At 71.7% G+C, this 19,078-nt stretch carries 15 protein-coding genes and 1 pseudogene; 5 read left to right on the forward strand and 11 right to left on the reverse strand.

Annotation, left to right across the window (positions count from 1 at the left end):
* Positions 1 to 215: 215 nt before the first annotated feature.
* From C3V41_RS05820 to C3V41_RS05830, 3 genes are read right to left on the reverse strand one after another with little or no spacing between them, the layout of a single operon-like run.
* The gene (locus C3V41_RS05820; protein WP_106109480.1) at positions 216 to 893 is read right to left on the reverse strand and encodes an ABC transporter permease; all 678 of its coding nucleotides are present in this window, start codon (positions 891 to 893) and stop codon (positions 216 to 218) included.
* A complete protein-coding gene (locus C3V41_RS05825) occupies positions 890 to 1,636 on the reverse strand; it encodes an ABC transporter permease subunit (protein ID WP_106109481.1) in 747 nt (248 codons plus the stop codon). Before C3V41_RS05825 ends, C3V41_RS05820 begins: the two co-directional genes overlap by 4 nt.
* A complete protein-coding gene (locus C3V41_RS05830) occupies positions 1,633 to 2,634 on the reverse strand; it encodes an ABC transporter ATP-binding protein (RefSeq protein WP_106109482.1) in 1,002 nt (333 codons plus the stop codon). Before C3V41_RS05830 ends, C3V41_RS05825 begins: the two co-directional genes overlap by 4 nt.
* 241 nt (positions 2,635 to 2,875) lie before the next feature.
* On the opposite strand from C3V41_RS05830, the gene C3V41_RS05835 reads away from it, so the two are divergent.
* Positions 2,876 to 3,649, forward strand: a complete 774-nt coding sequence (locus tag C3V41_RS05835; RefSeq protein ID WP_106109483.1) for a DeoR/GlpR family DNA-binding transcription regulator — start codon at positions 2,876 to 2,878, stop codon at positions 3,647 to 3,649.
* A 244-nt stretch (positions 3,650 to 3,893) separates the two neighbouring features.
* Here the strand turns inward: C3V41_RS05835 and C3V41_RS05840 are convergent, their stop codons facing one another.
* From C3V41_RS05840 to C3V41_RS05855, 5 genes are all read right to left on the reverse strand, one after another.
* Positions 3,894 to 4,280, reverse strand: coding sequence for a DUF1304 domain-containing protein (locus C3V41_RS05840; RefSeq protein WP_174714757.1), 387 nt, complete (start codon positions 4,278 to 4,280; stop codon positions 3,894 to 3,896).
* 191 nt (positions 4,281 to 4,471) lie between these two features.
* Entirely contained in the window at positions 4,472 to 4,594 is a 123-nt protein-coding gene (locus C3V41_RS14165) for a hypothetical protein (RefSeq protein WP_302475980.1), read from the reverse strand.
* A 169-nt stretch (positions 4,595 to 4,763) separates the two neighbouring features.
* The gene (locus tag C3V41_RS05845; RefSeq protein ID WP_129591488.1) at positions 4,764 to 5,357 is read right to left on the reverse strand and encodes a hypothetical protein; all 594 of its coding nucleotides are present in this window, start codon (positions 5,355 to 5,357) and stop codon (positions 4,764 to 4,766) included.
* Between the two features lie 219 nt (positions 5,358 to 5,576).
* A complete protein-coding gene (gene fumC, locus C3V41_RS05850) occupies positions 5,577 to 7,001 on the reverse strand; it encodes a class II fumarate hydratase (protein WP_106109485.1) in 1,425 nt (474 codons plus the stop codon).
* A 41-nt stretch (positions 7,002 to 7,042) separates the two neighbouring features.
* On the reverse strand, positions 7,043 to 7,438 hold the full coding sequence (locus C3V41_RS05855; RefSeq protein ID WP_254423701.1) for an MmcQ/YjbR family DNA-binding protein: 396 nt from the start codon (positions 7,436 to 7,438) through the stop codon (positions 7,043 to 7,045).
* 170 nt (positions 7,439 to 7,608) lie between these two features.
* Here C3V41_RS05855 and C3V41_RS05860 point away from each other — a divergent pair, with 170 nt between their 5' ends.
* The gene (locus C3V41_RS05860) at positions 7,609 to 7,833 is read left to right on the forward strand and encodes a CsbD family protein (RefSeq protein ID WP_106109486.1); all 225 of its coding nucleotides are present in this window, start codon (positions 7,609 to 7,611) and stop codon (positions 7,831 to 7,833) included.
* Between the two features lie 81 nt (positions 7,834 to 7,914).
* On the opposite strand, the gene C3V41_RS05865 is transcribed toward C3V41_RS05860, so the two are convergent.
* The 3 genes from C3V41_RS05865 to C3V41_RS13650 all read right to left on the reverse strand — a co-directional run bounded on the left by C3V41_RS05865 (position 7,915) and on the right by C3V41_RS13650 (position 14,246).
* Complete coding sequence (locus tag C3V41_RS05865; RefSeq protein ID WP_106109487.1) at positions 7,915 to 8,850, reverse strand: purine-nucleoside phosphorylase; 936 nt, start codon at positions 8,848 to 8,850, stop codon at positions 7,915 to 7,917.
* Positions 8,847 to 10,334 carry a purine-cytosine permease family protein gene (locus tag C3V41_RS05870; protein WP_106109488.1) on the reverse strand — a complete coding sequence of 496 codons (1,488 nt, stop codon included), beginning with the start codon at positions 10,332 to 10,334 and terminating at the stop codon, positions 8,847 to 8,849. The genes C3V41_RS05865 and C3V41_RS05870 overlap by 4 nt, the downstream gene beginning before the upstream one ends.
* A gap of 105 nt (positions 10,335 to 10,439) precedes the next feature.
* Positions 10,440 to 14,246, reverse strand: a complete 3,807-nt coding sequence (locus tag C3V41_RS13650; protein ID WP_254423702.1) for a PfkB family carbohydrate kinase — start codon at positions 14,244 to 14,246, stop codon at positions 10,440 to 10,442.
* A gap of 548 nt (positions 14,247 to 14,794) precedes the next feature.
* Between C3V41_RS13650 and C3V41_RS13655 the strand changes: the two are divergent.
* The 3 genes and pseudogenes from C3V41_RS13655 to C3V41_RS05895 all read left to right on the forward strand — a co-directional run.
* A pseudogene (locus C3V41_RS13655) lies at positions 14,795 to 15,193 on the forward strand (GDSL-type esterase/lipase family protein); the annotation flags it as partial.
* Positions 15,194 to 15,494: 301 nt separating this feature from the next.
* Positions 15,495 to 17,480, forward strand: coding sequence for a diacylglycerol kinase family protein (locus C3V41_RS13660; RefSeq protein ID WP_254423703.1), 1,986 nt, complete (start codon positions 15,495 to 15,497; stop codon positions 17,478 to 17,480).
* A 709-nt stretch (positions 17,481 to 18,189) separates the two neighbouring features.
* Entirely contained in the window at positions 18,190 to 19,065 is an 876-nt protein-coding gene (locus C3V41_RS05895; RefSeq protein ID WP_106109489.1) for a hypothetical protein, read from the forward strand.
* Positions 19,066 to 19,078 lie beyond the last annotated feature (13 nt).

Here is a 19,078-nt window from a genome sequence, read left to right on the forward strand (position 1 = left end):
GCTCCCGCCCGGTGCACCCGCACTCGGCGCACTCCCGCCCGGCGCACCGTCACGCCGGGGCCGGCCCGCCCCCGGCCTCCCGGGTCCCCCCACCTTGGAGGGGACGTGAGCACCGGCGCCTCCTGGGGCGGGCGCCGATCGGGGGCAGGATCGGCCCACCCCCCTGCCGGCGGGGGCCGAGGTGGTCCGACGGCGGGGGCCGCGGGGCACGTGGCTCATACCTTCTCCTTGGAGTCACGGCGCCCGGGCGGCCTGACCGCCCGCTGCACCAGGGCGAAGAACGTCTCCGAGGCCAGCGCCAGGACCACCACCAGGAGCGCCGAGGCCAGCATCATGGGGTAGTCCTGGGTCTTGAGCCCCAGGAACATGAGGCGCCCCAGGCCCCCGGCACCGGTGTAGGCGGCCAGGGTGGCGGTGGCGATCACCTGGAGGCTGGCCGAGCGCAGCCCCCCGAGGAGCTGGGGGGCGCCCAGGGGCACCTGGACCCGGGCCAGGACCTGCAACGGGGTCATGCCGCAGGCGCGCGCCCCGTCCACGGCCTCGTGGGGCGCGGCCTCGACCCCGGTGCAGGCCCCCGCCAGGACGCTGGGGAAGGCCAGTACCACCAGGGCCACCAGGGGGCCGGCCAGCCCGATCCCCAGCCACAGCGCCGTCAGGGTCACCACGCCCAGGGTCGGCAGGGCCCGTGCCGCCCCGCCCAGGGCGACTACCAGGGCCCGCCCGCGACCCGTGGCCCCCATCCACCAGCCCAGGGGGACGGCGGCCAGGGAGGCGAGGGCCAGTGCCAGGAGGGAGTAGCCCAGGTGCTGGGCCACCAGCAGCCCGATCCCCGTGCTGCCGCGCCAGTGGGCGCCCTGCCCCAGCCAGGCCAGGGTCTCCAGGAGGTACCTCACGCCCCCCTCCTCTCGGCGCGCCGCCCCAGCCGGAGCCGCCGCCCCAGCCGGAGCGGCCGCCTCATCCGGATCCGGCGGCGCGTACCGCCGGAGCGCGCACCGGGGTGCCAGCCCCTGGTCCAGGGCATGAGGATCCTGCCCAGGACCAGCAGCACCTGGTCCAGGACCAGGGCCACCAGCATGGTGACCACCACCCCGGTGGCCACCTCGGCCCCGGCCCCCTCCTTCTGGAAGCCGTCGGTCAGGAGCAGCCCCAGGCTGCGCACCCCCAGCACCCCGCCCACGGTGACCAGGGAGACGGTGGAGACGGTGACCACGCGCAGGGCGGCCAGGAGGGCGGGGCCAGCCAGGGGCAGCTCCACGCCGAGGAAGCGCTGGGGGCCGGTCATGCCCTGGGCCCGTGCGGCGTCGAGCACCTGGCGGTCCACGGCGGCAAAGGCCTCCGTGGCGGCGGGCACCAGGAGGGCCAGGCCGTACAGGCTCAGGGCCACCACCACGTTCAGGTCGCTGCGGATCGTGGTGCCGATGAGTGAGGGCAGGATGACGAACAGCGCCAGGGAGGGGACGGCGTACAGCAGGGAGGCGGCCCCCACCAGCAGCGCCCGCAGGGGCCTGACCCCCACGGCCAGGCGCGCCAGGGGCAGGGACAGGAGCGCCGTGGCCGCGAGCGCGGGCAGGGCCAGGGCCAGGTGGGCGTACAGCAGGGAGACGACGAGGTCGAGGTTGCGCAGCACCCAGGTCACGGGCGGCTCCCCGGGGTCGCGGTACCGCGGGCTCCTGGCCCGGCGGGCGTGGCATCCCCCGCGCCAGGGTCCTGCGTGGCATCCCCCGCACCGGCCACCGCCCGCCCTGCGGGGGCGCTCGCGGCCCCGCCCCTGGCTGCCCCGTCCCTGGCGGCGCGGACTCCCGTGGTGGGGGCCACCGTGCCCGGGGCCCCGTTGTCCAGGATCCCGACGGCCCGTCCGTACTTGTCGGTGACCACCGTCCCGTCCCCGCCCAGGGACAGGCGCCGCCCGTCCCCGCCCAGGCCGAGGAACTGGGTGACGAAGGGGTCGGTGCTGCCGGCCAGGAGCTCCGGGCCGCTGCCTCGGGCGGCAATGTGGGCGCCCGCGCTCAGCAGGATAATGTCGTCGCCCAGGGTGAGGGCCTCCTCGACGTCGTGGGTGACGAAGACGATGGTCTTGGCCATGTCGGCCTGGAGGCGCAGGAGCTCGTCCTGGAGCTCGCGGCGCACCAGGGGGTCCACGGCCCCGAAGGGCTCGTCCATGAGCAGCACGGAGGGCTCGGCGGCCAGCGCCCGGGCCACGCCCACGCGCTGGGCCTGCCCGCCGGAGAGCTGGTGGGGGTAGCGGGAGGCGAGGGAGTCGTCCAGGCCGACCTGTGCCAGCAGGTCGCGGGCCCGACGGCGGGCGGTGGCGCGGGGGACGCCGTTCAGGCGCGGCACGGTGGCGATGTTGTCCACCACGGTGCGGTGGGGCAGGAGGCCGCCGTTCTGCATGACGTAGCCGATGGAGCGGCGCAGGGCCACGGGGTCGGCGTCGGCCACGTCCGCGCCATCCAGCAGGATCCGGCCGCTGGTGGGCTCGACCATGCGGTTGACCATGCGCAGGAGCGTGGTCTTGCCGCTGCCCGAGGAGCCCAGGAGCACCGTGACCGCCCTGTCGCGGAACGTGGCCGTGAAGGCGTCCACGGCGGGTGCGTCACGCCCGTACTGCTTGGTGACGCCGTCGAACTCGATCATGGCCCCGCCTCCTCCCTGTTCGTGCCGGTCGCGGGCGGTGCGCCCACCCTAGGCCAGGTGCCGCCGTGGTACCGGGAGGTGCACGTCACCCGGACGGCTACCGGTGCCGCTGGCCCGCGCGCCTGCCCGCCTGGTGGTCCCCCGACAAGTTGGCCGCCTCCTTGATTACGTCGGCCCGCGCACGTGCCTGCCTGGTGTCACGGGCGTCTGGCGGCCAATGCGCCTACCATAGGCGTTAACTATGACACCTACCACCACCCCCGCCGAGCGCCAGCGCACTATCCTGCGGTCCCTCAACCGGGTCGATCCCGTGAGCGTTGACGCCCTGGCGCGCCTGACCGGCGTCTCCGTCGTGACCATCCGCCGTGACCTGTCCGACCTGGCCTCCCGTGACCTGGTGCGGCGCGTCCACGGCGGCGCCCTACTACCCACCAGGCGTGGGGCCCGCCCCACCTACGCCGTGCGCGCCAGCGAGGACATGGAGGCCAAGCGGGTCCTGGCCCGCGCCACCGCCGCGCGCATTGAGGACGGCGAGAGCCTCATCCTGGACAACGGCACCACCTGCGAGCTGATCGCCCACCACCTGGCCGGACGGGACCTGACCGTCATGGCCCTGTCGCTGCGTACGGCGGCCACGCTGGCCGAGGTCCCCGGGGCGCGCGTCACTATCCCCGGCGGCCCGGTGGAGACCGAGACCCTGTCCCTGCTCACCGTCATGACCGTGGACGCGCTGCGGGACTTCCGGGCCGACACGGCGGTCCTGGGCGCCTGCGCCGCCTCCCCCGCCTCCGGGCTGTGCACGTACCAGCCCGAGGACGCCGTGGTCAAGCGTGCGATTATCGCCTCGGCCAGCCGGGTCCTGCTGCCCACCACCACGCGCAAGCTGACCCGCGCCTCGACCTACCGGTTCGGGTCCCTGGAGGACGTGGACGACATCCTGGTCACCTCCGACGCCCCGGAGGAGTCCCTGGCCGAGCTGCGCGCCGCCGGGGTGGCGGTCAGCGTGTGCGAGTAAGAGCACCGCGAGAACGGTACTTGTTTGCCGTGAGAACGGTACTTGTTTGCCGTGAGAACGGGCCGTCCAGGGTTCCTGTCGCGTCTCCCGGCGCGGGGCCGAGCGCGCCGTCACCGACCTCGGCTCACCATGAGGACAGTGGCCACATCGGGGCACTGGCGGGCCCCGTCCCCACCAGGACCGCGCATAGACCTCGTATCGTGGCCAGACCGCCCGCGGGCCGGACGTCGGGCCCGGGAGAGGGCTAGAAGATGAGGCCCAGGGACACCAGGACCACGGCCGCCAGGGGGAAGGTCCCCTGCTTGACGGCGGCGGTGCGGTACTCGGGGGCGGCCAGGTAGAGCACGGCCGCCGCAGCCAGCATGGACCCCGTCCCCGCCAGGGTGAGCGCGCCCCCCGTGGCGGTGAAGCCCGTGCTCAGGGCGATGACCCCGCAGAAGGTCTGCACGGCCAGGAAGAGGTTGTAGAAGCCCAGGTTGTAGGCGTAGAAGGTGTGGGGCCTGGCCTGGGTGGGGCTCCCGCCGAAGGTCCTTCGGGCCAGCGGCCCCTCCCAGTCAATGGACTCCATGTAGAAGATGACCACGTGGACGATGGCGGCCAGGACCGCGAGGACCATTCCCAGGGCAAGCACGTACCTCTCCTTTCCGGCACCATCCGGCTGCTGCTCCACGACGGTGGATCGCAAGGACCATACACGCCGCCGCCCCCGGAGGCGGTCAATGGCGCGCACGGCCGCGTCGGGCAGCACAGGACGCACCCGGCCGCGCGGGCCCGCCACCCCGGGCCCGGCGCCCAGGAGCGGGGCAGGAGCGGGGCGCGTCCTCAGCCCGCCGCCTGCCGGGTGACCCAGGCAATGAAGTTGGTCTCACCGGACCCGGTGGACTCGCCCGCGGTGCCGTGGACCCCCGGGAAGAAGGTGAGCAGGGCCACCGGACCCGGCGGCACCCGCGGCACGGCCCCGGGCAGTGGCGGGCTCCTCCGAATCCGAGCCCACGCCCGCCGCCCCCCAGGGCGAGGCTGACCTTCGCGTGTTGTCCAGGTACTCGCCCTCAGACAGCCGCCCCCAGGACGAGGCCGACCTCCACGGCGGCACCTGACCGCCAGCGCCCCGTCGTCAGCGGAACACCCCCCGGCGGCCCAGGGCCCGCACGATCCCGTCCACGGCCATGAGCACCAGGAGGACGATGGCCACCCAGGAGAGCACAGCCGGCCAGAAGTAGTCGGGAGGCGCTTCAAGGAAACCTCGCGACAAGGAGAGGGCGACCATAATGCCGGTCGCCGTCCCCATGAGCACGGTCGTGGTCCAGTAGACGAACCGGAAGGAGGCGGTGGTCAGCCCCGAGCGCCCCGGGCCGTAGCGGCGGTGCGCAATGTAGGAGGGCAGCAGAACCAGGGCGAGGGCGGGCACCTGGACGCGCCCGACGCGGTGCACCCAGACGTAGACGAACAGCGGGTGGAGGGCGCCGGCGATCAGGAGCGTGGTCAGGCAGCTGACCACGGCGCCGCCCAGGAGCATTGACCAGTACCTCCTGACACCGGAGACGGGCTGGGGCGACGCCGGGCCAGCCGGGGCGCCGGGGCGGCGTGAGGCCACCGGGATGCCCGGGGCGGGCCCGGCTCCGCCCCCCTGTGGGCCCGGGGTCGGGGAGACCGCCTCCTGGACGGGTGGCCGGGACCCAGGAGGCTCAGAGCTGGTGGGCGTGGTCATGGAGCTCCTCAAGAAGGTGACGCAGCACAAGTGTCAGTCATCACACTACCAGGTGGTCCAGGACGAGGGAAGCCCCAGGGTCTACTGGGCACCAGAAGGTCAGCCGCGGCGCCACAGCTCCGTGCCGCAGGCCCCGGCTCCGCACCCCGGCGCCCCGGCCGGGCCAGCTGCGGGGACCATGCGCCCCGCCCTGGCCGCGGCCAGGCCCCGGCGCGGCGCTCAGTCCGTGGCGGCGCTGGGGTGGGTCATGTCCGCGGGCACCACCCAGGCGTCGAACTCCGCCTCGGTGACGAAGCCGAGCTCCAGGGCCGACTCGCGCAGGGACAGGCCCTTGTGGTGTGCGTTCTTGGCGATCTTGGAGGCCTTGTCGTAGCCGATGTGGCGGTTGAGGGCCGTAACCTGCATGAGGTTGGTCTCCAGGTTGTGCTCGATGCGCTCGCGGTTGGGCTCGATGCCGTAGGCGCAGTGCTCGTCGAAGGACACGCACGTATCGCCCAGCAGCTGGATGGACTCCAGCACGCACCAGGCCATGACGGGCTTGAAGACGTTGAGCTGGAAGTTGCCCTGGGAGCCGGCGAAGCCGACGGTGGCGTCATTGCCGAAGACCTTGGTGGCCACCATGGTCATGGCCTCGCACTGGGTGGGGTTGACCTTGCCGGGCATGATGGAGCTGCCGGGCTCGTTCTCCGGGATCAGCAGCTCGCCGATGCCGTTGCGCGGGCCGGAGGCGTACCAGCGCACGTCGTTGGCGATCTTCATCAGGGCGTCGGCCAGGACGCGCAGCGCGCCGGAGACCAGGACCAGGGCGTCGTGGGCGCCCAGGGCGGCGAAGAGGTTGCCGGCCTGCGTGAAGGGGATGCCGGTCTCGGCGCTGATCTTCTCGGCGGTCAGCGCGCCGAACCTGGGGTGGGCGTTGAGCCCGGTGCCCACCGCGGTGCCGCCGATGGCCAGCTCGCGGGCCCGGGAGTCGGCGTAGCGGATGGCCTCCAGGGCGAAGTCGATCTGGGCGACCCAGCCGGAGATCACCTGCCCCAGGCGGATGGGGGTGGCGTCCTGCAGGTGGGTGCGGCCCACCATGACGACGTCGTCGTACTCCTCGGCCTTGGCGTTCAGAGTGTTACGCAGCCGCTCCACCCGCGGGTACATGGCGGCCAGCTCGCTGACGACGGCGATGTGCATGGCCGTGGGGAAGGTGTCGTTGGAGGACTGGCCGCGATTGACGTGGTCGTTGGGGTGAACCGGGGTCTTGGAGCCGAGGACGCCGCCGGCCATCTCAATGGCGCGGTTGGAGATGACTTCGTTGGCGTTCATATTGGACTGGGTGCCCGAGCCGGTCTGGAAGACGACCAGCGGGAAGTGGGAGTCGAGGCGCCCGGAGATGACCTCGTCGCCGGCGGCGGCGATGAGCTCGGCGATGTCGGCCGGCAGCTCGCCGAGCTCGGCATTGGCCAGGGCGGCGGACTTCTTGAGCACGCCCAGGGCCCTGATGAGGGGGCGGGTCAGGACGAAGGTCTCGCGGCCGATGTTGAAGTTGTGCAGGCTCCGCTCGGTCTGGGCGCCCCAGTAGCGGTCGGAGGCGACCTCGATGGTGCCCATGGAGTCGGACTCGGTGCGCGTCGTCGCGCTGGACTTGTCAGATGCCATGGGCCAAGGCTATACGGCGGGCGCCGCCCCGAGGGCGCCGTTCAGCCTGTCAGGCCCGCGGCCCGGGCGTAGGCGGCCGGGTCCACGGGGCGCGCACGGCGCGCCAGCCCCTCGACGACGAGCAGGTAGGAGACGACGACCAGCTCGCGCACGAGGTCGGCGTCGAGGCTCTCCCCCGGCGTCAACGTGATCCAGTGCCGCTTGTTCATGTGGTAGCCGGGGGCGATGTCGGCGTACTGGCGGCGCAGCGCCGCGCCGTCCTCCGGATCGGCCTTGAGCGTGAGCATCTGCGGGCCGGTCGTCTCGGTCAGCAGCGCGAAGATCCTGCCGCGGACCTTGTAGACGTCCCAGTCGGGGCCGAAGGGACGGTCGAGCTGGGAGCCGGGCAGGGTCCGGGCGATCTCGTGGGCTCTGGCGCGCAGCTCATCGGCGTTCACCGCCCCATCATGCCCCGACGACGGAGCCGCCGGGACCGGGCGCAGTTCCATCGTCGCCCGGGACCGGGCTCCGCCGCCGGGACGCTCCGAGCGACCCCGCTCCCAGGAAACGTTCAGAATGTCTTGGCACCCTTCCCCCGTCATCATCGACGCAACGGAAGGAGCCGCTCATGGCCGACAAGGACGCCATCTACGACCGGGTCGCCGGCAAGGTCAAGGAGACCGCCGGGAAGGCCACCGGGGACAAGGAGACCGAGACCGAGGGCAAGCTCCAGAACATCGAGGGCAAGGTCGCCGAGAAGTTCGGCGAGGTCAAGGACGAGGTCGCCGAGAAGGCCGACGACGTCAAGGACGCCGTCAAGGGCGTGGCCGCCCGCTTCAAGAAGGACGAGTGAGGCCCCGACGCCCCTTGCGCTGAGGCGCCCGGCACCCCGCGGGGTGCCGGGCGCCTCGCAACGTCCGCACCGGGGTGGCGGTCAGGCGCCGTCGGACCCTTCGCGCATCTCCAGCGCAGTCTCCAGCACGGCCCCGACCCCGGCGGCGAGCACGGGGTGCGCGGCCGCGGCCAGGCGCACGACCTCGTCGGGGTCGGTGGGCTCGGCGGACAGGGACAGGTCGGACACGACGCTCATCCCGGCCACGCGCACGCCGAGCTGATGCAGGGCGACGGCCTCCAGGACGGTGGACATGCCCACGCAGTCGGCGCCCAGGGAGGCCAGCATGCGGGTCTCCGCCATGGTCTGGTACTCCGGGCCGCGGACCATGGCGTAGGTGCCGGCGCGCCGGGTGAGCGCGCTCAGCACCCCCGCGAGCTCCGGGTCCCACACGCCGCGCACGTCGACGAACACGGTGCCGGCGAAGGGCGAGGCGCCGGAGAGGTTGAGGTGGTCGGTGATGGTCATGACCTCCCCGATCCGCCAGTCGCGCAGGCAGCCGTTGGCATTGATCAGGACGGCGGCGCGCACCCCGGCGGCCGCGGCGGCCCGGACCAGGGCGACGACGGGCGTCGTCCCGCGCCCCTCGTACAGGTGGGTGCGGCCGTGGGCGACGAGCACCCGCGCCGGGCCGCCGGCGCCCGCCGCGCGCTCGAAGGAGTCGAGGCGGTCGGCGTGCCCGGGCGCCGCGGGCGCGGGCACGCCGGGCAGGTCGGACAGCGGCAGCGCGGCCGCCGGCTCGCCCCAGGCGGCCAGGGCCCCCTCGGCCCCCGATCCGAGGACGACGAGCAGGTCGTGGCGGGCCGCGCCGGTGCGGCGGGCGATCTGGTGGGCGGCCTCCAGGGCTGGGCCGGGCCCGTCCCGGCCGCCGGATGCGGTCAGCGCCTCCAGCAGGGCGGGGCCGACCGCGCCGGGCCGCGCGGGGGCGGCGGGCGGGTTCGCGGGCCGGTCCGCGCCGGGCGCTCCGACGGCGCTCATGCGCGCGCCCCGTCACCGTCAGCCGCACCGCCGTCGGCCTCCTGGGCCCGCACGCGGCCGCGCCCGAGCGCCAGGTGTCCGACCAGGCCGATGAGCAGAGCGGCGAGAACGCCCAGGTTCGCGCCCGCCCAGGCGCCGTCGCGCCCGCCCAGGGGACCGAGCAGGTAGCCCTGCCAGCCCAGCCAGGAGGCGGCGGTGTTGACCACGAACCCCCAGCCGACCGCCGTGCCGGCCGCCACGAGGGCGATCGCCTCCCAGTTGACCGAACCGTAAACGCCGTCGGGGGTGAACAGCGCTTTCTCGTCGTAGTCGCGCCGACGCATCACCACCTCGGCGAGCATGACACCGGCCCAGGCAGCAATCACAACACCAAGAGTGGTCAGGAAGCCCTGGAATGGACCGAGAAAACCGTCGGCGCCGGCAATGACCGCAATGGTACCCAGGGTCATAATCGTGGCATCAATGCTCGTAGCCACGTGACGGCGCACCGGCACCCCGGTGGCCAGAAGCGAAAGACCCGAGGAGTACAGGTCCATAATGATGCCGCCCACCAGGCCCAGGATCGCCACAATGGCGAAGGGGATGAGGAACCAGGTGGGCAAGATGGTGGTGAGGGCTCCAATGGGGTCGGCGTTAATGGCCTTGCCGAGTTCGGCATCGCTGCCCACCAGCAGTGTTCCAGCAATGATGAGAATGACACAGGGCAGAGCCGCACCAGTGGTGGTCCAGCCCACCACGCCGACAGTGGAGGCGGTACGCGGCAGGTAACGCGAGTAGTCGGCCGCCGCGTTGACCCAGCCCAGGCCGAAGCCAGTGGCGACCATGACCAGGGCGCCAATGAAAGCGGCAGCGTTGCCTGCGGGCAGGGAGCCCAGGGCCGTCCAGTCAATCCTCCCCGCCACCAGGATGAGGTAGATGACGGTCAGGACGCCGGTGGCCCAGGTGATCCAGGTCTGGACCTTCATAATGGTGTCGAAGCCCAGAATGCCGGCACTCGCGGCCAGTCCCACGGTCATGAGGAAGCCGACGATCTGCGCCCCGACGGTGTTGTGCCAGCCCAGGGCCTCCAGGACTGTGGCTGAGGCCAGCGTCGCCAAGATGCACAGGACAGTCTCCCACCCCACGGTGAGCATCCAGGAGATCACTGCCGAGAGCCGGTTGCCGTTGTAGCCAAAAGCGGCCCGCGACAGGGCGAGCGTGGGAACGCTGCCCCGTTTGCCCAGGACGGCCATGACCCCGCACAGGAAGAAGGAGAAGGTGATGCCAATGGTCCCGGCGATAATCGCCTGGACGGCATTGAGGCCGAAACTCAGCACCCACGCACCCCAGGACAGGCCCAGTACGGAGATGTTGGCGGCAAACCAGGGCATGAAGAGGTCGCGAGGGCGGCCCTTGCGCTCGGACTCAGCGATGACGTCGAGCCCGGCGTTCTCCAACAGGGTGTTGGGCGCCGCGGCCTCGGTTCCAGTGGTGGGATTGCTCATGGAACTCCTGTTCGTAAGAGAAGAGGGCGCCCACACCACCAGGGGCGCCCTCGGATGGGAGGCGCCGGCGGTGAAGAACCATCATTGGCTCGCCATCATACCACCCTAGCGCAGTGTCATGACACTCATTCGCTTGCTCAAAGCGCCGGCCGCCTGCTCAATACTATGCCGCTCGGGGCAGGTGGCCGGACCGGCGGTGAGCGTCGACAACGCGCCAGCGCAATTGGCTAAAACCAGTGCCCGGCGCAGGGGCGTGCCCTGGACTAGCGCGGCGGCGAGCACACCGGCATGCGCGTCCCCTGCCCCATTGGTGTCCACGGGCGTCACCGGCACCGTGGGCACATGGACTGGGTCCGCGGGGGGCGTGCCGTCCAACATGTCAACGAACCAGGCGCCCTGGGCTCCCGCCCGCACCAGCACTGGGGAACCCAGGTACTTCGCGAGCGCACCGGCCGCCTCCCGCGGGCCATCCGGACCGGAGGCTCCGGCGTCTCCCTGGTCGCCCAGTCGTCCAGTGAGAATGTGGGCCTCACGCTCGCTGAGGGACCACAGGGGTCGCAGGGCCCCCAACGCCTGGAGGTCGGACAGGTCTAATTCCCCCACCATGGGCGAGGCATCAACCAGGACGCGCGGGACGCCGTCGGGCCGTGGGGGCAGGCCGGCGTGGCTGGAGGCGAAGCGCAGCAGGCCTTCGCGAGTGGCGGGCGCGCACAGGGAGTAGCCCGACAGGTAAACCAGGTCCTGCTCCCCCACCGTCAGGTGCTGGTAGCACTCCGGTGGGGTGAGCGTCTCGGCGCCCGCAGTGGAGATAAAGCTGCGCTCGCCGTCGGCCTCAGTCAGGGCCACGCTTACGCCGGTGTCGTGCGTGGACAGTGTCGGTCCGGCGTGGAGCACGCCTATGGAGTCCAGGGCGGCGCGGGCCATTCGCGCCATGGGGCCGGTACCCAGGGCTCCGCAGTACACGGCGTCGCATCCCCACTGGCGCACCGCGGCCAGGACATTGAACCCGCCGCCGGGGCTCATGTCGTGGCTGGTGGCGAAGACATCCCCGCCCCGCGGCGGCAGATTGGGTACCCGCATGGATAGGTCGATGAGAACTTCACCCAGGTGCAGGACACGTCCAACCGGCTGGGCGGGGCCGACTGACGGGCCGGCGGAACCGACCTGCCCGCCCGGGTGGGCCGCGGGATCGGCTGCCCCGCTCAGGTGGGCCGCGGGGTCGGCTGCCCCGCTCAGGTGGGCCGGCCGACCGGCGCCGGCCTTCTGTGAAACCTCGACCGGGTCATTGCGGCGGCGCAGGCGGAGGAGTCGCGCTGCAAGAGCACCGGGGTCCAGGTCGGAGACGGCCTGCACGCGCGCCAGGGCCTGAGCGGGGAAGGCGCGCACGCCGTGGGTCGCCCCCAGGATGGCTCCGGTAATGGCCCCAATGGTGTCGGTGTCCCCGCCGAGGTTGGCGGCGGCCAGTAGCCCCTCCCAGGGGCGGTGGCGGTAGCGGACGGCCAGGGCCAGGGCGGTTGGAATAGATTCGGTGGACTCTACGCAAGTACCCACATGATCACGTACCCACATGAGGAAGGAGGCATCATCACCCGCATGATCAGCGGCGTACTCGACGGCGCTGCTGGCAACCGCCAGGACTGAGGCATTGGGCGCCCAAGTGCCCTGAGCAGGCAGGGAGGCAACAGTTGCCTGGGCCAGGTGCACGGCGGTGAGGGTGTCGGCGCCGTCAATGCCGTGGCTGACGGCGGCCGCCACCAAACCGGCCGCCTGGAACCCTTGGATGGTGTTGTGGGTGACCAAGCAGGATTCACGCACGGCTTGGCCGAAGGCCGTCAGGCAGGCGTGCCCGCCGGTGCCGAAGAGCGGTTCCCAGGCGGCTGGGGCCCCGGTGGTGTAGGCGATCCCGACCGGGGTCACCCGCATGGCGGCGCCGTTGGTGGTCCCGGTGCGGCCGGTGGTTCCAGGTTCGGCGCCCGCGCGCAGTTCCTCCAGGGCGGCCTTCGTGGAAGGACCCAGGAGATCCAGGGAGCCGCGGTCGATCATGTCCTCCTCCCAGTTCATGAGGGCTTGAGCTAGTGCCCTGGGCTCAATATGACCGGCCCCGCCGCTGTCGGGGGACGGGTCGAGGAGTTGCTCGGCCAGAAGCCAGGCCTGCTCGGTGTCGTCGGTGACGGAGCCGGCCGGCGCCAGGGGCGCGTAGGGCTGCTCGGGGGAGGCGTCCACGAGTCCGGTGACCGCCCCGTAGAGGCGAGTAATGCTGGCTGGGCTCAGGGCCTGGGTGGGCATGCCCAGGGCGTCACCCAGGGCGAGACCCGCCAGGGCCCCGGTGGCACGGTCATGGCGGTCGTCGGTTGATGTTGCGTCTGCAAGGGTCATCGCAGCTCCTGGAGCGTGGACACTAATAGGCAATAGGACCGACATTAGCCGGAGCGCGGACCACCTGGACCGTGCGGGCGGCCGATCCGCACGCACCCGTTCCAGGACAGGTACCAAGGAGGAAAGAAGGCTGGCTGGCCAGCGCTCGGCCCAGCCGCCCACGAGGTCGAGTACCGCCCCAACGGCATCGTCGGTGGCAGCGGGGTCGGTCAGGAGACCGGCGACGGCGTCCAGCAGCTCAGGTGTTGGCGCGGCGCCCGTACCCGCGAAGTCCCTCACGAACCCGGTCATGCCGTTCAGGCGCAGGTCGGAGGGGTTCGGGCGCGCCCGGAGCGCGGAGGCGAGCAGGCCGGCCCAGCGCTCGTCGCCCTGGAGGGCGAGGGCGTAGGCGGCGTCGGTGCGCGGCGTGCCCCGGTGGCGGCTCGGGCGCAGTGCCTCAGGGCGTGCTGCCAGGCGGGCCAGGGCATCGCGGACCTCCGGCCGCGAGCGCATGAGCCGCAGGGCGCCCACCATGGTGTCTGGGTCCGCGTCGGGGCGCTCCGCGAGCTCGAGCAGGCGCTCACGGGCCGACGGCGTGGCGCCACGCGACCTGAGGACCACCTCGGTGAGGGCCTCGATAACCTCCGTGCTCGCTCCACCGGCGTCGGCGGGCAGGGCGGTGAGTACTTCCGCGGCCAGTGGCGGGTCGGTGAGGGCGAGCCACATTGGCAACGAGGGGTCGGGGATGTCGTCCGTGAGCTCGTTGAGGCAGACGTCGGCGACGCCCAGCGCCGTGGACCAGCCAGCGGCCAGGGTGCGGGCGTCCTCCTTGCTCGCACGGCTGCCCGCCACGCGCCCGAGCAGGGCGCAGGTCCTGGCCTCGGGGGTGTCGGGGACGCCCAGGCCGTGGCGGCCCAGCACGAAGGCGGCGGCGCGGGCGATTGCCGCGTCGGGACCGCCCTCGGGGCCTGAGCCGGCGGACGCGAGCTCGCCCAGCACGGCGGCGCGCTGGGGGCCGAGCCGGGAGCGTCGGCCCTGAAGGAGGGTGAGGGCCTGGGCCGCGAGCGGGTCGAAGGAGCCGAGGCCAGCCAGCAGCGGGGCGAGGACGTCGACGGCCTCGTCGAGCCGGGCCTGGTACTCCCCGAGCCGGTCCTCGGCGCGCCGGTACCCACGCGGGTACGCCCGAAGGAACGCCAGGGCGGCACGATGCTCCTGGACGCACTGGCTGTAGTAGGCCACGAGGCTAAGGGCGCCGGTCGGATCCGCGCAGCGCCCTGCGGCGAGCAGGCGGGCGACCTCGAGGACGGCGGGCCCGGAGGCCGGGTAGAGGCTGCCCTGGTGGAGGACGGTGGAGTACAGGTCATTAAGAGCGTCGTCTGCGAGCTCTGGGTCGGTCAGGCCCTCCAGGGCCTCGGGCACCTCGGTGGCGGGCCCGTAGGCGCCGTCCAGCTCCGACCAGTCGACGCCCGCGGTGACCGCCCCAGGGCCCGTCCCAGGGCCCGTCCCAGGGCCTGCGCTTCCCCGTTTCCCAGCGTCTCCGGTGCTCTCAGTGCCCACCGTCGTCCTCCCCCGTGGTGCCGCCCGTGGTGCCGCGCTAATCACTTCCCAATGGTGGAGGCGTCCTCCCCCGTGGTGCCGCCCGACTGCTGCTAAATAGTGCGCGGTCACACTAGCAGCAGGAGGCCTGCCGTCCGCGGCCGCCCCGCCAGCCCGACCAGGACCCCAGGGTGAATGAGGCCTGCCGCCCGCGGCGGCCGCCCCTTGGACGCGGCCGCTCCCTGGACGGCGTCGGGCCCGGCGGGTGTCCAGGCTCATGCGCCCCCCGGTGCCGGCCTCCCTGAGGTGCGGGCCGGTCGCTCCTACACTCCGGGACCGTGACTACCCCCGCCCCAGTCCGTCCCCCAGGCCGTGTCCGACGTCTCCTGCGGCGCCCCGTCGCCGTGGCCGAGGCCGTCATCGCCCAGCGCACCGTGCACCTGGCCCCTGAGCCTCCCGGGGCCAGGTCCGGCGTCATCACCCCCGACGGCCGCGCCCTGCCCTCTCCCGGCACCGAGGGCACCCTGCGCCTGGAGGCGGTCGGGGACTCCCTGGTGGCCGGCTCCGGGGTGGACAGCCAGGGCCAGGCCCTGACCCCGCGTATCGCCCGCCTCCTGGCCGCCGGCACCGGTGAGGACGTGGCCTGGTCCACCCACGCCCGGCTCGGCTCGACCATGCGCCGCGTCCGGTACCGGTTCCTGCCCGAGGTGGACCAGGCCGACGTCCTGCTGGTGTGCGCCGGCTCCAACGACCTCCTGGCCCGCCGCTCCCTGGCGGAGTGGGAGGAGGACCTCGAGGCCGTCCTGGACGACGCCGCCGGCCGCGCCCGGCACGTGGTGGTCTGCTCCGCCGGGCAGCTCTACCGCAGTCCCGTCCTCATGCGGACCCTGCGCCGCGTGCTGCGCGAGTGGACGGACGCCCAGACGCAGGCCTCCGCGGCCATCTGCGCGCGCCGCCGCGTCCTCTACGTCGACGTGGCCCACTGCGACCTCGCCGAGGGCTTCTGGGCCCAGGACGGATTCCACCCCCTCCGCCGCCGGCTACGAGATGGCCGCCAGCATGGTCACCGAGCCCATGCTCAGCGCCCTGGGCGCCACGCGGACCGGCTCGCCCCTCCGCCAGGACCACTGACCACCCCTCCGCCAGGAGCACTAACCAGCCGCGCCCTCCTACCCCGCCCCCGGCCCTGTCACACGAGCGTCACAGCGGGAACACACTCCTCCGGCGTAGCCTGCACCCAGTGTCAGCCTGATCAGGGAGGGAACCACCGTGAGCACGTCCGCGACCGCCTCGGCCGCGCCCTCCTACCCCGCCAGTCCCTCCCCCGCGCCCCGTCGGCGCCGCTGGCACCTGGAGGACTACGTCCTGGTGGCCTCCTGCCTGGGGTTCGTGGTCTGGACCGCCCTGGTGGGCGCGGGCGCCACGGGCTGGCTGGACCACCTGCGCCCATCCCGGCTGGCTCCCCGGTCCGTCCCGGGCCAGATCTACGAGGCGGTCTCCCTGGCCACCCACCCGGTCATTGTCTTTACGGCTATCGGGGTGGCCGCCCTGGTGGCCTACAAGCGTCGGATGCGGCGTCTGGCGGTGGCGCTGGCGGCCACATTCATTACGCCTGCCGTGGGGACGGCGGTGAGCATGTGGCTCAGCCGCACCCGACCGGCGTCGGCCTTTGCCGACTCCATCTCGCACCAGGGCTACGCCTACCCGGCCGCGCACGTGGTGGCCGTGACCATTGCCTCGTGGGTGCTGGTGACCCTGACGCGGGCGCAACGGCGACCGACCTCCAATATCTGGGCCGGGTCCCTCCTGGGGGTGCTGGTGGTCCTGGCCACCTGCGCCAGCCAGTGGCTCATGGGCCTGAGCCGGATCTCCGACATCCTGGGCGGCCTCCTGCTGGGCTCGGCGGGTGCCGCGGCGGCCCTGCGTATTGGCGGCATCCAGGCGATCCTGGCCTCCTGGGGGCACCTGGGGCTGGCCAGTCGTGCCGTGGACCGACGCGCCGCCGTCATCCTCAACCCCACCAAGCTCGACGACCTGTCCCTGCTGCGGCGCCGCGTGGACTCCGAGGTCCTGTCGGCGGGCTGGCGGCCTACCGTGTGGCTGGAGACGACGGCGGAGGACCCCGGTCACGCGGCCGCCCGTGCGGCCCTGGACGCCGGGGTGGACCTGGTGCTGGTGGCGGGGGGCGACGGGACGGTGCGGGTGGTGGCCTCCGAGCTGGCCGGCACGGGGGTGTCCATGGCGCTGCTGCCCTCGGGCACCGGCAACCTCCTGGCCCGTAACCTCTCGGTTCCCCTGGACACCGACGCCGCCCTGCGCCTGGCGCTGACGGGCCGGCCGCGCCGCATTGACGTGGTCACGGTGAGCACCGACGCCGGTACCCCGGATTCTGGCCTGCCAGGGGACGGCCTGCCGGGGAACAGCTCCACTGAGGCGGCGGGCAGCCTGGGCGCCCAGGTTCTGAGCACCCCGGGCCCTTGGGAGGCCGACGCCCCCGGCCCCCGGGTCACTGCGGTGACCAGCGCTGAGGGACCCGGGCTCGAGAGGCCCGACGCTAAGGGGCCCGGGCTCGCGGGGCCCAGCACCGAGGAGGCTGGCCTGGCCGGTGCCGCCGGAGCGCCGGGGACCGCCGCCTCCCCCGCCTCACGGCAGCCTCCCGGAGCTCCGGAGGCTGGCACCAAGGGGCCCGGCACCGCTGAGGTGCCGGACGCCTCCCCGCCCCAGGTCGTGGCCCCCCGCCTGAGTCCCGCGGCCGACGGGGCCACCCGTTTCGCGGTCATGGCGGGGCTGGGCCTGGACGCCCAGATTATGGAGGACACCAATGACGGGCTGAAGAAGGTCATCCGCGCGGGCGCCTACGCGGTGGCCGCGGTGCAGAACGCGGTCCCGGACCCCTTCACCCTGACCCTGCGCATTGACGGCGGGGAGCCGACCACGCACCAGGCCGTCATGGCCCTGGTAGGTAATGTGGGGACGATCACGCGCGGCATGACGCTCTTCCCCCGGGCTGTGCCCGACGACGGGGTGATCGACCTGCTTCTGGCCAACCCGTCCCACGTGGTCTCCTGGGCCAAGCTGGGCACGGGCCTGCTGACGGGCATGGACGTGGAGGGGCTGGACTTCTTCCGGGCGCGCAGCATTGAGATGACCCTGGACCGCCCCGTGCCCTTTGAGCTCGACGGCGACACCGCCGGGGTCACCCGCCACCTGGCCGTCCGCGTGGAGCCCGGGGTCCTGTCAGTCATAGCCCCCTGAGGCAATACGGGAACTGGGTCAGGGCGGGTCCCAGTCATAGCCCGGACTTAAGGCACCGTCCGCCCCTACTCGCAGCCCGCACCCGTGTCTTGCCAGTCATAGCCCGGACTAAGGGAATCCAGGCAGGTTCTGGTCCGTGCCAGCAGCCAGGGCAGTTTTACCTTGGTGCTGTCAGATTATGGTAAAATATGTTTAACTTGTCGGTACGGAGGCCTTTCCGCACAAGTTCCTGCCGGATAGCAGAGCGGAGGCGCCTGCGGGGTGGGGGCACCTGCCTATACTCCACTCGCCTCTTGCGGGCCCGCTGCCCGCCGCTCCTAGACCGTGAGGATGCTGCTCATGACCACCCCCCCCCAGCGATTCTCTGACCACTGACTACTATCAGGAGCTCGGCCTGGACCAGGACGCGCCCGTCTCGGAGATTCAGAACCGGCTCACGGTCCTGGAGGCGCAGAACCGCAGTCGCGCCGTCTTCAAGAACGCCCAGGGGGAGAGCGCGCGGCGCAGCCTGGCGTGGATCGCCGAGGCCAGGCAGGTCTTTGCCACCGAGGACTCCAAGGACGAGTACGACATCCGGCTCCGCCGCAGGCCCGTCCAGGTCGACTGGACCGGTCGGGCCTGGAGATACTACCACGCAGGTGACTACGGCCCGGCCCGGATTGCCGCCCGCAAGGCCCGGGAGGCCGCCCCTTCCGACCCCAGACCCTGGGTGGTCTCCGCCTGGATTGAGCTCGCCGAGAGCTCCAATGGTATGGAATTCTGGAACAATTTCGACGACAGAAGAAAGAATAAGCAGGCCAAGGTTTATGCCGATAAAGCCCTTATTCTCGACGAGAATGAGGATATCGCGGTAGAAGTCCAGGAGGTCCGCGGTGTCGCATTCGAGGCCGTGGATGAGCCAGACCTGGCAGTCAATTGTTACCGGCAGGCCATTAGGCGCGCCTCGGACACTTACAAGAGCCAGCTCTACCTGCGCCTGGTCAGAGCCTTCAGCTTCAATAATAAGGTGACCATTGATCTCTGCCTAGAGGCTTTGGTCGACAATCTTACTCCAGACGCCAGGAGAAGTATTGACGGGATTATAAAAAGCAGCATAAAGAGCTGGGCTGGATGCCGCCACGACTACGAGGACCATGGATACAAAGGATGGAATATTAAGGAGCTCGCAGAACGCATTGAACAACTAAATAAGTTGGCGTCGCAGGTGAACTCCCTCGACCTTCCGATCGACAACAAGAGAGATTTGGTCAGTTACATTAATTTTTGCGCTCAGATACTTGACCTTTTCCGTCTCGCCAAGACTCTCCGGGACCAACCCAGCCCCGGCGAACCGTTTATTGGCGACATAGGATTCCTGTTTTTCATCCCTCTTCCGGGAGCACTGGTGCTAGCAGCAATCTGCTTTCTTCTTGGACTTCCCAATCTACAGCACTATCTTCAGGCGGCCGCGCTCATCATTGTATACATTGCCTGTCGATACTTGTGGATTTATCTACGCCAGCATCCCTACAAACAAGACCAAGTCAAGGCCCGCGCCGCCGAGAAGGCAAGCGACGAGCTTCTGGAGAGGATTCGCAACTACTAACCCCAACCGACCC

The sequence above is a fragment of the Actinomyces sp. oral taxon 897 genome (genome assembly GCF_002999235.1).
In the GTDB taxonomy this organism is placed as follows: Bacteria; Actinomycetota; Actinomycetes; order Actinomycetales; family Actinomycetaceae; genus Actinomyces.